Here is a 14,770-nt window from a genome sequence, read left to right as displayed (position 1 = left end):
GCTTGTTATGATAGGAATCTTCGCGTTTTAACTGACGATTGGGACGTGATTCGGGATTTTTTTGCTTGATTTTGCCTCGCCTTGCCACACGCCCGCCAGGGCGGGAACCCACCCATTCTATGGAGTAGATTCCATCCGGTTCACCACACACCGCCTGCTTTTACAAACAGGGGCACGCTTCTATACCTCCACTCTCAACGGAGTAGAGCCAGCATTGCGTAAAAAAACCTCTGATATTCCTCACTGACCATATGAGGGGTAGAACCGATGAGTAGAAAAGAATGGGTCTATTCCTTTCTGCATTGCAAATATAAGTCGCCATACACTAAAACACAAATTATTTATTAAACAAATTTTAAAAACAAAACCACCTCAACAAAACTTTACTGATTGTCTATTACCTTAGCGTACTTAAAAAAATCAATCAGCTAGAGGATGAGAGAATTGATGACCGTTGTGCTTTTAATACTTGGCTTTCATGTATGCGCACAAGTCAACCACTGGGAAACCGTTGTTTTCGAAACGGATGAATGGCACTACCTCCTCCCTTCTTCTCCTGTTGACGCCGACTGGGTGAACTTGAACTTTGATGATACCGCCTGGCTCACTGGCAACGGGGGTATTGGCTATGGCGACGATGATGATCAAACCACCATTACGCCTACTTTATCTTGCTTTATGCGCCTCCGGTTTGAGATCACCGACCTCGATGTCGTAAAACAAGCTTTACTTCAGTTTGACTACGATGATGGCATCGTCATTTATCTCAACGGCCAGGAAGTTGCTCGCCGAAATGTAGCCGGCAGTGGCATCCCCGCTTTCAATCAAACTGCCATCGATGATCGAGAGGCGCTCCTTTATCAAGGCGGTGAACCGGAACATGTATTAATAGGAGGCCAAAGATTGACAACTATCCTCAACGAAGGGGATAACGTACTCGCGGTGCAGGTTCACAACAAAGATGAAACGTCCAGCGACCTCAGTGCCAGAGTCTGGCTGCATGCTGGTATTAGCAACAATCGGCGCGACTATCGCCCTACAACAGGCATTTTTTCGCCGCCAGCCTTTAGCAGTACCAACCTTCCTCTTGTGGTCATCAATACCAACGAAGAAATACCTGATGAGCCTAAGGTATTGGGTAATATGCAGATCATTCACAACGGCTCCGACCAGCGGAATTACCTTGGTGATTCGGGCAATGAGTACAATGGATTCATCGGTATTGAAATCAGGGGGTCTTCCTCAGCGATTTTCCCCAAAAAGTCGTACGGGCTGGAAACGCGCGATGCGCAAGGGGAAAACAACAATGTTTCTCTTTTTGGAATGCCTTCCGAAAATGATTGGATACTAAACGGCCCTTTTAGTGACAAAAGCCTATTGAGAAATGTACTCACCTTCGAGATGGGCCGCCGCACCGGTCACTGGGTGCCACGCACACAACTTTGTGAGGTTTTCATCAATGGCGACTATCGAGGGGTCTACGTCTTCATGGAAAAGATCAAACGTGATAATGGCAGGGTAGACATTGCCAAACTAACAGAGGAGGACAACGCTGGTGACGAACTCACCGGCGGCTATATTGTCAAGCTTGATAAAGAAACTGGCGGAGACGCCATTGCCTGGACCTCGCCCTTCGCGCCCCTCAGTGGTGGTTTTCAGAGCACCAATTACCTGCTTCACTATCCGGAGCTGCCAGATATTACCGACCAACAGCTCGAATACATCAGCAGTTATATTACTGATTTTGAATCTGCTATTTATAGCGAAAACCTTGATGATCCTGCTACGGGCTACAAAAACTATATCGACGTCAATTCTTTCGTAGATTACATTCTTACTACCGAGTTGTGTAAAAATATAGATAGCTACCGCATCAGTACTTTCCTTTACAAAAAGAAAGACAGCAACGGGGGAAAACTCTACGCCGGGCCGCTATGGGATTACAATCTCGCCTGGGGCAACGTCGATTATTGTGAAGCTAATCTAACTTCGGGATGGGAGCTTGATTTCAACACAGTCTGCTCGGGTGACGCTTGGCTCAATCCTCCGTTCTGGGCTAGAATGATTACTGCAGACACCGCTTTTGCAAATGCCATGAACTGCCGCTGGCGAGAACTGCGCTCAGGCCCCTGGCATACGGATTCCATCATGGGTTTTATTGATGAGCAAGTAAGCTTTTTGGAGGAAGCGCAGCCCCGCAACTTCTCCCGCTGGCCTATTCTTGGCGAATATGTTTGGCCCAATAATTTTGTCGGTAGCACCTATAGTGAAGAAATTGATTATCTAAAAACATGGACACTTCAACGCCTCGATTTCATGGACCGTTTTATGTTTGGTAGTTGTAGTACGGGTACGCTGGATGATGATGAAATCTACATTCAGGCATTTCCAAATCCCGCCAGTGAAATACTCAATTTTGATATCTTTGGCGTTGGTGAAGGACAACAGTTGTATCTCTTCAATAGCCTCGGCCAATTGATCCATCAGCAAACGATCCTGACTCCTCGCATCACGTTAGAGGTACAAACCCTACCTGCTGGAATGTATTTCTATGTCGTGGGAGATACCGACAACCGCATAGCGGAAGGGAAAATCATTATTCATTAATCTAAAAATATGCCCTCCTTCAAACGTATCGTAAAAATGACGTTTCGCCCTGAAGAAATAGATAACTTCCTTGAGGTCTTTCGCCAGAGCAGTGCCCATATCCGTGCCTTTCCTGGCTGTCTGCACCTGGAACTGTGGCGTGGTAAAAGGCAAGAAAATGTATTGTTTACTTTCAGTAAATGGGAGAGTGAAGAAGCCCTGGAAAACTACCGCCACTCCGACCTCTTCCGCAACACCTGGGCCAAAACTAAACCTCTATTTGCCGAAAAAGCCGCTGCCTGGAGTGTGGATACGCTGGCGGAGCTTATTGAATAAAAAACTTCCTGAGCACAAAACCGAAGTAATGGCCCAGGAAGCGTCACTTAGCCCACTCTAGCGTGGATAAGAATGAATCACACCCAGTTATTATTTTTTCCGCCTATTGATCCTCGCAGTAGATGCTGCCATCAGCATGGAAGATGACTTCTGCATCGTTGTCATTAGATTCCAGCTCAACCGCATACATCAGCGATCCGTCAGGACGTTCTAGCTGCTCCACCTTGTCCTCATCAATTTCATAGCCTGCATAATTGGTATTGATTGCATCCGTAACTGCCGCAGGAAGTTGATTCACAGAAATTTCAATTTCACTAAATTGGAATACCCAGTCTAAGTTGAAATACAAATCCATATCAGGCCCTGGGCCGTCCTCTAATTCTACTTCGTACATGGGTACATCGTCACAAATATCTTCTTGTTCTGAACTGGTAATGATGTAGCCTGAATATTGATCTTGAATAAAATTGCGAACCTCGTCTGGAATATTTACACCGGTGCCGTTGCCATTACCGTTGTCATCGTTGTGATCAGCTTCAAAACAAAGCAATTCTCCATTGGGGTTAAAAACGGCGTCGTCTTCGTCACCAGTGATGTTATGTATCAATTCTACCTCGTATTCGATAGCACCATCTGGATAATCATGCCGTTCAATGTTTTGCTCATTGATCGAGTAATCTGCAAAGTTGTTGCTGATAGCATTGCGTACAGCCTCGGGCAAATCTATCAGACTGATATCCGTCTCTGTAAACAAGAAGGTTCCATCAAGGGAAAAATAGAGATCTACATCAGGCCCTGGGCCATCCTCCAGCTCTACTTCTAACACCAGTGTACTATCGCACAGGTCTTCTGTATCGGTGCTGCTAATAAAATGACTGGGATAGTTCTCCGCTATAAAATCTTCCGCTACAGGAGGTAACACCACTGGATTGGGTTCCAATGTATCATCGTCGTGATTGAGAAAATTACATCCAGAAAAAAGTGTTACCGAGTATCCGAGCAGCAATAAATAAATTAGATTTTTCATATTAAAACGATTTTTAGGTTAAGAAATGTCCAGGTACTGTCAAGGCAGTACGGTACAATTCGTATCAGTAAATTCAACTATTAGTTTCTCTGAGATTTTTTGTGATCAGGCTACACCTTGGGCAAACCAACCCACCGTGCCACTTCGCATCAATCCGGTGCAATCACCAGCTTTCTGCTGAGCATACCCGCTGTTGTTCTTATTTTCAACCAGTAGACCCCTGGTTGGCGATCCCCAACATCATAGCGGTAGTTGCCTTTGGGAACCGCGCTATCCAAGACCACTTCTGCCCTTCCCAATTGATCTACCAAGACCATCTGTTCGATACCTACGGAGGTGCTTATTTGCAAAAAGTGAGTAGCAGGATTCGGATAAATCACCACGCTGGCCGCTCCGTTTTGGGCCCACGGAAGGTGGCTGGCCGACGTTAGTTTTGAAGTGTCTTTAGCAATGATAATTTGCGTCGTATCAGGAATGATTGGTGTCATGATAAAATGTTCGTCGATCAGCAGTACGCTATCAATACGCAGGGTGAAAGTATCCACCTCTAATCCAACTATGATATCTTCCACAATAATGGAAAATGTTCCTATATCACCGCTACCTACGGCTACTGCCTGCTGATTGGTTCGGGTAAGGGCTAACTCGGCTGTTCCTAAGCCGTTGTTATCTACAAACATTTCCTGTACGTAGGATCCATCTACCTCCACCCAGCTGTTTTCCGTTAAATCAAAATCCGGGCCGTCGTCTCCTGCCAGTAAGTTCGTTGTATAACTCAGCTTAATGGCTAAACCATAGAAATCAGAGATAGGCTGATCAGCATCCTCGATACTAAACCCAATATTAACCATCGCTCCTTCCTCCACGAGGGTCGCACTGGGCGTCAAGCGCAAGCGTGGTGCGTTGCCAGACCCATTGGAGTAACCATTTGCCGTAACGGGAGGATGCTCTAAGCCGAAGTTGTCGTCTATTGCGCCTGAAAAATCATCCTCATCTACGATACCATCTCCATTACAATCGGCGTAGGCAAAGTTGAGGCCGTTAGGAAAATTGCTTGGCCATAAAGTCGGTAGGGGTTGTGCCGACCAATCAGTGGTTTCGTCAATACGGGCAGGTCCTTCCGCTCCGTAAGCCAAACCCCAAAACAACAGGTCTACTCCGTCTGCTTTACCGTTGTTATTAACGTCCCCAGGCCAAACCTCCTGTGTTCTTCCTGCTGTCAGCATCAGGCAAAGCAACAATGTCACGGATAATATCTTTCGCATAATCTTCTGCTTTTTTCTCTTTGCCTAACAAAGGTGATCGTTATCCGTAGCATTGGCAACCACATTTTTATTAAATTGCCAAAAAAATAATCAACAATAAAAACATTAAAAACCTATTTTACACAAATAAAAAACTTATAATCAATTATTTACTTGATAAATATTTGAATTAAATTAAATATGTTTTGCTTGTTTACCGAAATACGATTTTGCTAAATTTTAATTATTTATGAAAAAATCAAAGGTCATTCCTCTACTTAGTTCATTAAAAGATAAGGAATGGAACGATCTGGAAGATTTCCTGGCTTCTCCTTTTTACAATAAGGATCCTGAATTATTATCTTTATTAGGGATACTAAAAACGTGGCTAAGCTCAGACAGTATGGGCTTAAAGAGTCGCAAAGAACTGGCCAAAACGATCTGGCCCAACCAGGATTACAATGCCAAGACCTTGACGTATGCCTTAAGTAGATTAAATAAACTCGCCACTCATTTTCTAAGCCTACAAAAGATAACAAATACCCCTTTAGCCCTAGAATTAGGAGCTCTGGAGGTTTTTTCAGAACGAAATCTGGAAAAACATTACGACTCAGCAAAGCGATCCATCAGCCAGCAGCTTACAACACCCACGGGTAATAGCTTTGATTTTTTTCGCAATAAAGCACGCTATGCCGAAACGCTGGACCAACACTATGTACGGCAAAAAAACAGGGTCTTTGATCTTGCCATTCAACAAGCCGCTCATGACCTTGACACTTACTATTACTTGCGCCGATTGAACCTCGCTTGCTCTATGCTGGATCGCCAGCAAATTCTTAAGTCAGTTTACGAAATCAACATTTCAGAACCCTGGATTGTCCACCTTAAAGCCAGCCCTGTAGGCCACGAACCCATCATTAGACTCTATCTTGATATTTACCAAATGCTCAGTGAAGAATCGGAAGAAGCTCATTTTATCAACCTTAAGGGCAACTTGAAGCGGTATACCGATCAAATTTCTCACCACGACCTTACGGAGATTTATCAATTTGCGATCAATTATTGCGCGCGAAAAATCCGTAAAGGTCGCGAACCTTACGTACAAGAAGCCCTGCAGCTTTACCTGACGGGGATTGAATCACGGTTCCTCATCATAGATGGGCAGCTTTCTCCCTGGACCTACGCCAATGTCATCAAGCTTTTCCTCCGCAAAAAGGAATACGAAGCAGCCCAAGTTTTTATCGAAAAGTTTTTGCCCTATTTACCCGAAGCTTTTCAGCAAAATGCCTACCATTATAACTTAGCAGAGCTCTTCTATTACACCAAGGAACAGGACAAAGCCCAGTCGCACCTCGTCAGGGTAGCGTATACCGACCTCAACTATTATCTGGGCGCAAGAGTGTTGCTCGCCAAAATTTATTTCGAGACCGGGGAAGAAGATGCCCTCTCCTCTCTCTTGGCTGCTTTCATGATGTTTCTCCAACGCAACAAAGAACTTTCTCACGACCTGAAACAGACCTACCTCAACTTTTGCAAAATATTTGCTCGTATCCTCCGTACCCCCCCAACGCGACGAGCAGCTATTCGTCAGACAATTGCAAACACTCAATTGCTTACCGATCGGGACTGGCTACTAGATATTTGTAATGCTTTTTCTTAAAATAGCCCCGTTCTAAGAAACAGCACGAAAACAAAATCGCGTTTTATTTTCTGCGCAATACTAATGATTATCTTAGCGCCAAGCTACTGCAAACTTTAGTTTTAAAATTTCTCCCCCATGCCTGTTCTACAACTCGACTGCTACGACATTAACATCTCCCCCATCAGCGCTGCCCACCTAAGTTGGCTGGCTGCCCAGGATTTTGCGGGCATCGCCGTCCTCACTGATGACAATACGGCCCAGCATTGCCTACCACTTATCAAGGAACAATTAGCGTCTTTCCAACCCCATCACATTACCGTTCCAGCGGGGGAAAAGCATAAAACATTGGAAACATGCCAGCACATTTGGGAACAACTTTTCCAGGCAGGTGCTGGCCGCAACTGGTGCTTGCTCAATCTGGGTGGTGGCGTTATCGGCGATATGGGGGGCTTCTGCGCAGGTACCTTCAAGCGTGGGATGGACTTTATACAAATCCCCACTACCCTACTCTCTCAGGTAGACGCATCGGTAGGTGGCAAACTCGGCATCGATTTTTATGGTGTAAAAAACAGCATTGGCCTCTTTCGTGATCCACGCGCTGTATGGGCTGATGCCCGCTTTTTTCAAACGCTTTCTGCGCGTGAACTCCGCTCTGGCTTCGCCGAAATCATCAAACACGCCCTCATCGCTGATGTACAACAATGGCAGGAACTGCAACAAATCACCCATCTCGAAAACATTGATTGGAGCAAATGGGTAGCCCGCTCCGTAGCTATAAAACAACAGATTGTCCAGGAGGATCCTCATGAAAAAGGTATCCGCAAGGCCCTCAATTTTGGCCATACTATCGGTCACGCCATCGAAAGTTATTTCCTGGAAACAGCGACGCCTCTACTCCACGGGGAAGCCATCGCCGCCGGGATGATCTGCGAAGCTTGGCTATCCGCAAAACAGCTCAGCCTCAGCAAGCCCGAACTTACCGCCATCACGGATTACTTCCTAGCTATTTATGGCCATCAAGCCATTCCCGAAGGTATCGACGAACTCCTCCTCTCTACCATGCGCCAGGATAAGAAAAATGAAGATACACGCATCAATTTCAGCCTGATTCCCACAGCGGGAAAGGTAGCCGTCAACCAAACAGCTACTGAGGAAGAGATTGTGGAGAGTTTAGCTTATTATCGACAGTTGAGGTAAGCGATAGAATCAAAAAGAAACACCTCAGTGGAAGTCAATACCTTTTAATTAGGGAGGTTTAAAACTCCTTTCATTACCTGAATCATTCCTAAATATGTCCCAAGCGTAGGGCTTTGGCATAGCCACGCGCAACCTGCTTCAATATCAGTTTGATCAGCCTATGCCTGCAATATTATACCAAGTACCCCGTACCAAATACCTAGCACCCTAAAAGCCCTACTCACTCCGCAACGACTTCAACGGATGCGCAAGCGCCGCCTTAATGCTTTGATACCCTACCGTCACAAAAGCAATGGCCAGCGCCAGGATGCCCGCTAAGACAAAAACACCGCCATTTAGCGTTATCCGATAGGCAAAATCCTCCAGCCATTGGTTCATCACCCACCAAGCCAAGGGACAAGCCAACACGTAGGCCACTGCTACCAGTTTTATAAAGTCCTTCGACAAAAGCTGCACCAAACTCGCAACCGAAGCCCCCAGTACTTTACGTACACCAATTTCTTTGGTACGCTGCTCCGTGGCAAAAACAGTTAGCCCAAACAGCCCCAGGCAAGCTACAAATATGGTCAGGCTAGCAAAAACGGCTAGCAAGATTCCCACTCTTCTTTCCGCTTTGTAGGTTTCGTAAATTCTTTCATCCAAAAACAAAGCATCAAAGGGCAGCTCAGTGGTCAGGGCCGTCCAACTCTTTTTGAGGTCGGCTAGCAAGGTTGCCACATCACCCGTTTGTACTTTCAAGATGGCAGAACCACTCCTGCTCCCCAGCACCATTACTAAAGGTGAAATCTGCTCGTGCAACGATTTGAAATGAAAATCTTCTACAACCCCAAGCACCTGATAGGTCGTCCCCAGTCCTTCGTTATTAACGTACACCAGCTGTTGCCCCAAGGCTTCTTCCTCCTGCCAGCCAAAGGCACGCACACTGGCTTCGTTGAGAATAATCCCACTGGAGTCGGTTGCCATTTCGGAAGAAAAATTGCGGCCCGTTACCAGTTTCATATTCAGCGTAGGCAGATAGTGTTCGTCGACATCGTAGCGCAGCGTTTTCACCATCTTGGTCTTGTCCTGGCCCGGTATCAAAAAGAAATTGTTGCTGTAAGAAGATCCTGCTGGCAAATAACCCGAATAGCTGGCGCTTACCACGCGAGTATCCTGGGCCAACTGCTGGCGAAAAACCTCCTCGTTTTTACCCAATGCCCACAATTCTGGCACCACCAATACAGAGGAGGTATCATAGCCCAATTTAGCATCCTGGATAAATTGTAGTTGCCGAAAAACGACACCTGTACAAATCATCAGGGCTATCGTAAGAAAAAACTGGAAAACCACCAGCCCTTGCCGCAAACTCACGCTTTTATTCCCAATACCTAAACCTCCTTTCAATATTACCGAAGGACGAAAAGACGAGAGGAAAAACGCCGGATAACTCCCCGCCAGTGTACCCACCAATAGCCCAAACAACAACAGTCCCGGTACCAGCCACTGAATAGGCAGTGAATTTAAGCTCAATTGCTTATCCGCAACTTCGTTAAACAAAGGCAATGCCAGGGAAACCAAAACAATCGCCATCGCCAAACTAAGCATCGCAAGCAGGATAGATTCCAGCAAAAACTGCCAAACCAAATCCCGCTTCCTCGATCCCATCACCTTACGAACGCCCACCTCTTTGGCTCGCTTAGAGGCCCCAGCGGTAGAAATGTTCATAAAATTGATACAAGCAATAAACAGCATAAACAACGCAATGGCACCAAAAATATAGAGGTAACGGATATCTCCATGCGGAGACAAATCAAACGCAAAATCAGAATAGAGATGTATCTCCGTCAAGGGCTGCAAAAACAAGCCCAAATCATTACCTGCCGCCCGAAATTCTGCTATCCCCATGCCCATCGCTTGCTTCATTTGTGGGCCAGCGTATTTATCAAAAACCGACGGTAGCTTCGTTTCCAACTTCTTATAATCATAGCCCTCCGGTAGCACCAGATAGGTATAAAACTCCGAGACCATCCACGAAGGCTGGCGAGCTTCTGCCAAGCCAGACATGGCAATAAAAATATCAAATTGAAAATGCGAATTTTCCGGTATCTCTTCCATCACACCGGTTACTTTGTGGGGCTCGCCTCCGTTCTTAAAATCAAGGGTTTTCCCCAACGGATTCTCTCCACCAAAGAACTTTTCAGCTACGGCTTCAGAAATTATAATTGAATTGGGCTCCACCAAAGCCGTTGCGGCATCGCCACTTACCAGCGGTAAGGTAAACACCGAAAAGAAATTAGCATCTACAAATGCAGCTTCGTGTGTTTTATAAGTTTCCTCTCCGCGAATAATCGTAGGCCTACCTGCTACTCTCAACCGGGTAGCTTCTTCCACCTCCGGAAATTCATCCTTCAGCGCTTCTGCTACCGGGGGCATCACAGTGGATTCATTCAACTTTTCTCCCTGCACCATCCCCTTGAAGACCACCCGCACTATCTGATCAGCTTTCTCATGGTAGCGGTCAAAACTCCATTCATACTGCACAAACAGTAGAATAAGCAGGCAGGTAGCAATACCAATCGCCAAACCGGAGATATTGATAAACGACATTACTTTACTGCGTCTCAGGTTACGCAGCGCTATTTTTAGGTAGTTCTTTATCATTGCTTTTGGCTTTTTTCGGTGTTAATGGTTCCCCGTCATTTATGGCGGGTACGATCCATTCGCCTAAAGGGCGAAGAACCTTCATTTAACGATACTCACAATAGTTTCAATTATCATTCCACTATAAAAAAACAACTGATAATCAATAACTTAAACAAAACCTACCATTACAAAACACCACGCTAGTGTTCAAAAACGGACAATCCTTGCATAAAAATGAACAGTCTCTGCATGCGCTCCAGTATACCTAGTACCCCGTACATTTTACCCAGTACCTTATACCTTAGGGCGCTCCCCTGCGGGTCAGGCTGTGCGCAGCTCCCTTTGGTCGGCCCGGTCTGCTGCGCCAGCCCGGTCTCCCCTTGGCAGGGGCCTGCTACCATCCTTAGCGCAAAAAATTAAGAAAACTTTAAGATATTCGCAGGAAAATCGGCATGTTACTTTAGTCTAATGCCAGAGTCCAAAGGACAGAAACGCTCTAAAGTATTCTGCTGTAAGTGAGCAATAATACATTAGACAACTTCAAAAAAATATTCACGTCAAAAAAATATTCAATAATGAAAATGACCAAATTCGCAATCTTCAGTCTAGCCATTCTTTTCACCTTCAGCTTGCAAGCGCAAGACAAAGGCAATACCAGCACAGCTCCCGCTACTATGGATAAAATGGAAGCGCCACTCCGCAAGGGCCCAAGTCCTGAGCAGCGTGCTGCAAAAATGGAAGAACGTCACCAGGCAATGGTAGAAAAACTTGGCCTTTCAGAAGAGCAGGCTACCGCCTTTAAAGATATCAACGAAAAATACCGCAACCAACAGAAAGAAGCCCGCGCCAACGCCGGAGAAGATCGTAGAGCCAACGGCCAACAACTGAAAGCCATTCGCGATGCTAAAAAAGCAGAACTTCAGGCCCTTCTTACACCAGAACAATTTGAGATGCTGGAAGCAGAGCAGGCAGCAGCTAAAAGCGAACGCCGTGGCCAGCCTCGTCAGAAGCGAGCATCACAAGATGGTGGCAACAACTAAACGCTTGTAAAATCTTTATTTAGCCAATAAAGAACAGCGCAATATCATATTGCCAACACAACCCTTCTTTATTTCACTTTAGTAACGGTCGAATAATTAATTCCCGACTTTCGGTTTTTAGTGAAGATATAAACGACCCCGTACTAAAAGTCAGGATGAGTTTATTCAAGCTAAAAGCCGAAATTGAAAGAGGGAACTTAATTTCTGACCAATACTTAACTGAAATGGAGAAGGTTTTTTTATTAGGGTTCTATCAACTGGTTTTGTACATTAACGCAAGCATCTACTAAAGCGTTATTTTCACCAAAAATCACGAGCTATGAGAACCTACCTAATACTTGGTCTTTTTGTTTGGGGCTTTATGGCCTGCCAAACAGATACGGCATCCTCCGATACTTCAGAAGCAGAACAAACTGCAACCACAAACAATACCAACCTTACCGATAGTATTGTCCAAAGCTACCAACAGCAACTTACAGCAAGAGAAGAGGTTTTCCCTTTGGAATGCAACCCCGAAGCTGGCAAGGTCAACCCTGCTGATGGCGCTCCCAAAGACACCCTCTTTTTTCTTTTCCGCGAACAACTCAAAACCATTGTTGCCAATAAGGATATTTTTGCGCTCTTGCCCTTCGTCAGTGAAAATATCAAAACGGGCTTTGGTGCGGAAGGTGGCCTACAGGATTTTATCCGTATGTGGGAATTAGACAGCCCGGATAAAATCCCCAACTCTACCCTTTGGCCTACGCTCGAAAGCTTGCTTGCCTTAGGCGGGCAATTCCACAACTACGATAAAGCCCCTTACTTCGAGGCTCCCTACCTTGGCCCTTGTTGGCCACACACGGCCGAACCTTACGAGTTTGGTGCCGTCATTGGTGCTGGCGTTCGCCTACGTTCCAGCCCCGGCCTGAGTACCAAAATCATAAAAACGCTTTCCTATGACCTCGTGGAATACCTCGAAACAACACCCACCCAGGAAACCATCGGTGGAGAAACACACCCCTGGATCAAAGTTCGCTTAGCCGATGGTATGGAAGGGTTCCTCTATGGGAAATTCTACCGCTCACCATTGGATTTCCGTGCTGGTTTCCAAAAGAATGAAGCTGGGCAGTGGCAGATGGTGCTGCTAGTAGCGGGGGATTGAGTTGGTTTGATGGTTCGATTGTTGGATGCCTATCACTCCGCACTCCGAACCCCGCACTTCCGACTTTGAGGATGGTTGATGGTTTGGTGTCAGAATAAGCATTGCGCAAATTTTCCTATTTTGGCAACAATTCTCACATTACAAAAAATGCCGTGCCACTGAGGCTCAGTAGCGCGGCATTTTTTGTAATCAATTCATCTACCCATCCTTAATTATGAAGCCATTTTTTACCAATGATGCTATTGTTTTCGGTATCCTGATGCTGGCCCTGGCATTTGTATTCACTACCGCTAGTAGCGACAAAAAAGCCTGGAAACGATTTTATACTTTCGTTCCAGCTATTTTGCTGTGTTATTTTATACCAGCCATTCTGCATTGGCCGCTTAATCTCATTGCCTACGACTGGTTTGAGCCTGGCATCTACGACCTGGCCAAAGAGCTAGGCGTAAATCTACCGGCTAAAGCTTCGGTAGCTGAAATCGAAAAACTATTTGGCCAAGCAGGCATTGATGAAGCCGTTTACAAAGAATACAAGGGAGGTTCCCGACTCTATTTTGTCGCCAGTCGCTACCTCTTACCTGCCAGTTTGATCTGGCTTTGCCTGAGCATCGACCTCAAAGGTATTATGCGCTTGGGTTCCAAGGCCATTATTATGTTCCTCACAGCTACACTGGGAATTGTTATCGGCGGCCCCATTGCACTTATTATCCTCACCTATTTATTCCCTAATCTGGTAGGATTTTCTCCCGACGAGCTATGGCGTGGCCTCAGTACTATCGCTGGTAGCTGGATTGGAGGTGGAGCCAACCAGACGGCCATGAAGGAAATTTTCGAGGTCAAAGGAAGTGTCTTCGCTTCTATGGTAGTCGTTGATATTGTGGTAGCCAATATATGGATGGGCTTCCTGCTTTACGGCGCAAAAATCTCCGACCGTATCGATACTCGCCTCAAAGCAGACAATACCGCTATCAAAGACCTGGAAAAGAAAGTTGCGGAATACCAGGATAAAATCAAGAAAATCCCTACTGCTACCGATCTATATGTTTTGTTGGCCGTAGGCTTCGGAGGGGTGGCCCTTTCTCATTGGGGATCAGAACTCATCACTGGTTGGTTAGCACCATTTGCAGATGGCCTAAAAGCAGCTGGCCTCAACTCTTTATTAAGTGGGTTCTTCTGGCTGGTCGTCATTTCCACAACCATTGGTTTAGTACTCTCCTTTACAAAACTCCGTGAGCTAGAAGGTATCGGAGCTTCCCGATGGGGCAGTATCTTCATTTACATCCTCGTCGCCACCATCGGTATGCACATGGCCCTTGGGGATATTGTCAACAACCTGGGTCTTTTTGCTATTGGTGCAATCTGGATGCTCGTTCATGTCATCTTACTACTCTTTGTTGCGTGGCTCATCAAAGCCCCCTTCTTCTTTGTTGCCGTAGGCTCGCAGGCCAATGTCGGCGGCGCAGCCTCTGCACCGATTGTTGCCTCTGCTTTTAGCCCGGCTTTAGCACCTGTAGGTGTATTGATGGCCGTACTAGGATACGCACTGGGTACTTATGGTGCCCTTATCTGTGCTTATTTAATGCAAGCAGCAGTTAGTTAGCCCTAAGAAATCAAGCAAAATAAAGGCTCATATAGTGCCCATTAAGAGATCAGTAATTCAACCGCAATTACTGATCTCTATTTTTTTAAAATATCAATAAAAACGCCAAAAAAGTATCAATTTTATAAAAATTAATTTTATTTATTAAAATATTTGCAATAAATCAGCACTTGCTTTAAATTTGTCACATCATCAGTAAAAAGATACTGATTTCAAAGTAGGTACATAAGTACCAACAATATTGTGAGGTGATGAAACTGGCAGCCATGCCCTCTTGTCTCGAGGGTGGGGAAACAGGAATAAACAGGGTAAAACTCTGAACAAGTTGCGTACTT

Annotated in this window: 10 protein-coding genes; 7 read left to right on the top strand and 3 right to left on the bottom strand. The window is 45.6% G+C overall.

What is annotated here, in order from left to right:
* Window positions 1-435: 435 nt before the first annotated feature.
* Window positions 436-2,607: a CotH kinase family protein gene (locus A3EU_RS33130; RefSeq protein ID WP_052331323.1), complete on the top strand. Its 2,172-nt coding sequence runs from the start codon at window positions 436-438 to the stop codon at window positions 2,605-2,607.
* A gap of 9 nt (window positions 2,608-2,616) precedes the next feature.
* Window positions 2,617-2,922: a putative quinol monooxygenase gene (locus tag A3EU_RS0120805; protein ID WP_020538132.1), complete on the top strand. Its 306-nt coding sequence runs from the start codon at window positions 2,617-2,619 to the stop codon at window positions 2,920-2,922.
* 103 nt (window positions 2,923-3,025) lie between these two features.
* Here A3EU_RS0120805 and A3EU_RS0120800 read toward each other — a convergent pair whose 3' ends face one another.
* Together A3EU_RS0120800 and A3EU_RS0120795 are read right to left on the bottom strand one after the other, a co-directional pair.
* Window positions 3,026-3,949, bottom strand: coding sequence for a PepSY-like domain-containing protein (locus A3EU_RS0120800; RefSeq protein WP_020538131.1), 924 nt, complete (start codon window positions 3,947-3,949; stop codon window positions 3,026-3,028).
* A 149-nt stretch (window positions 3,950-4,098) separates the two neighbouring features.
* Window positions 4,099-5,214, bottom strand: a complete 1,116-nt coding sequence (locus A3EU_RS0120795; RefSeq protein ID WP_026211505.1) for a T9SS type A sorting domain-containing protein — start codon at window positions 5,212-5,214, stop codon at window positions 4,099-4,101.
* A gap of 229 nt (window positions 5,215-5,443) precedes the next feature.
* On the opposite strand from A3EU_RS0120795, the gene A3EU_RS0120790 reads away from it, so the two are divergent.
* Together A3EU_RS0120790 and aroB are read left to right on the top strand one after the other, a co-directional pair.
* On the top strand, window positions 5,444-6,853 hold the full coding sequence (locus A3EU_RS0120790; RefSeq protein ID WP_020538129.1) for a tetratricopeptide repeat protein: 1,410 nt from the start codon (window positions 5,444-5,446) through the stop codon (window positions 6,851-6,853).
* A 117-nt stretch (window positions 6,854-6,970) separates the two neighbouring features.
* Entirely contained in the window at window positions 6,971-8,032 is a 1,062-nt protein-coding gene (aroB, locus tag A3EU_RS0120785; RefSeq protein WP_020538128.1) for a 3-dehydroquinate synthase, read from the top strand.
* 216 nt (window positions 8,033-8,248) lie between these two features.
* Here the strand turns inward: aroB and A3EU_RS0120780 are convergent, their stop codons facing one another.
* The gene (locus A3EU_RS0120780) at window positions 8,249-10,672 is read right to left on the bottom strand and encodes an ABC transporter permease (protein WP_026211504.1); all 2,424 of its coding nucleotides are present in this window, start codon (window positions 10,670-10,672) and stop codon (window positions 8,249-8,251) included.
* 557 nt (window positions 10,673-11,229) lie between these two features.
* Between A3EU_RS0120780 and A3EU_RS0120770 the strand changes: the two genes are divergently transcribed.
* From A3EU_RS0120770 to A3EU_RS0120760, 3 genes are all read left to right on the top strand, one after another.
* Window positions 11,230-11,694, top strand: a complete 465-nt coding sequence (locus A3EU_RS0120770) for a hypothetical protein (RefSeq protein ID WP_020538125.1) — start codon at window positions 11,230-11,232, stop codon at window positions 11,692-11,694.
* Window positions 11,695-12,013: 319 nt separating this feature from the next.
* The gene (locus A3EU_RS0120765) at window positions 12,014-12,835 is read left to right on the top strand and encodes an SH3 domain-containing protein (RefSeq protein ID WP_020538124.1); all 822 of its coding nucleotides are present in this window, start codon (window positions 12,014-12,016) and stop codon (window positions 12,833-12,835) included.
* Between the two features lie 214 nt (window positions 12,836-13,049).
* Window positions 13,050-14,435 carry a DUF819 family protein gene (locus tag A3EU_RS0120760; protein WP_020538123.1) on the top strand — a complete coding sequence of 462 codons (1,386 nt, stop codon included), beginning with the start codon at window positions 13,050-13,052 and terminating at the stop codon, window positions 14,433-14,435.
* Window positions 14,436-14,770: the final 335 nt, after the last annotated feature.

Source organism: Lewinella cohaerens DSM 23179 (genome assembly GCF_000379805.1).
Taxonomy (GTDB): domain Bacteria; phylum Bacteroidota; class Bacteroidia; order Chitinophagales; family Saprospiraceae; genus Lewinella; species Lewinella cohaerens.
The sequence above is the reverse complement of the archived record's forward strand: the minus strand, read 5'-3'. Positions and strand labels throughout refer to the sequence as shown.

Coding starts and splice junctions, on each gene's coding strand:
- A3EU_RS0120760 (WP_020538123.1), top strand. CDS start 13,050: ATGAAGCCATTTTTTACCAATGATGCTATTGTTTTCGGTATCCTGATG.
- A3EU_RS0120805 (WP_020538132.1), top strand. CDS start 2,617: ATGCCCTCCTTCAAACGTATCGTAAAAATGACGTTTCGCCCTGAAGAA.
- A3EU_RS0120765 (WP_020538124.1), top strand. CDS start 12,014: ATGAGAACCTACCTAATACTTGGTCTTTTTGTTTGGGGCTTTATGGCC.
- A3EU_RS0120795 (WP_026211505.1), bottom strand. CDS start 5,214: ATGCGAAAGATATTATCCGTGACATTGTTGCTTTGCCTGATGCTGACA.
- A3EU_RS0120780 (WP_026211504.1), bottom strand. CDS start 10,672: ATGATAAAGAACTACCTAAAAATAGCGCTGCGTAACCTGAGACGCAGT.
- A3EU_RS33130 (WP_052331323.1), top strand. CDS start 436: ATGAGAGAATTGATGACCGTTGTGCTTTTAATACTTGGCTTTCATGTA.
- A3EU_RS0120790 (WP_020538129.1), top strand. CDS start 5,444: ATGAAAAAATCAAAGGTCATTCCTCTACTTAGTTCATTAAAAGATAAG.
- A3EU_RS0120800 (WP_020538131.1), bottom strand. CDS start 3,949: ATGAAAAATCTAATTTATTTATTGCTGCTCGGATACTCGGTAACACTT.
- aroB (WP_020538128.1), top strand. CDS start 6,971: ATGCCTGTTCTACAACTCGACTGCTACGACATTAACATCTCCCCCATC.
- A3EU_RS0120770 (WP_020538125.1), top strand. CDS start 11,230: ATGAAAATGACCAAATTCGCAATCTTCAGTCTAGCCATTCTTTTCACC.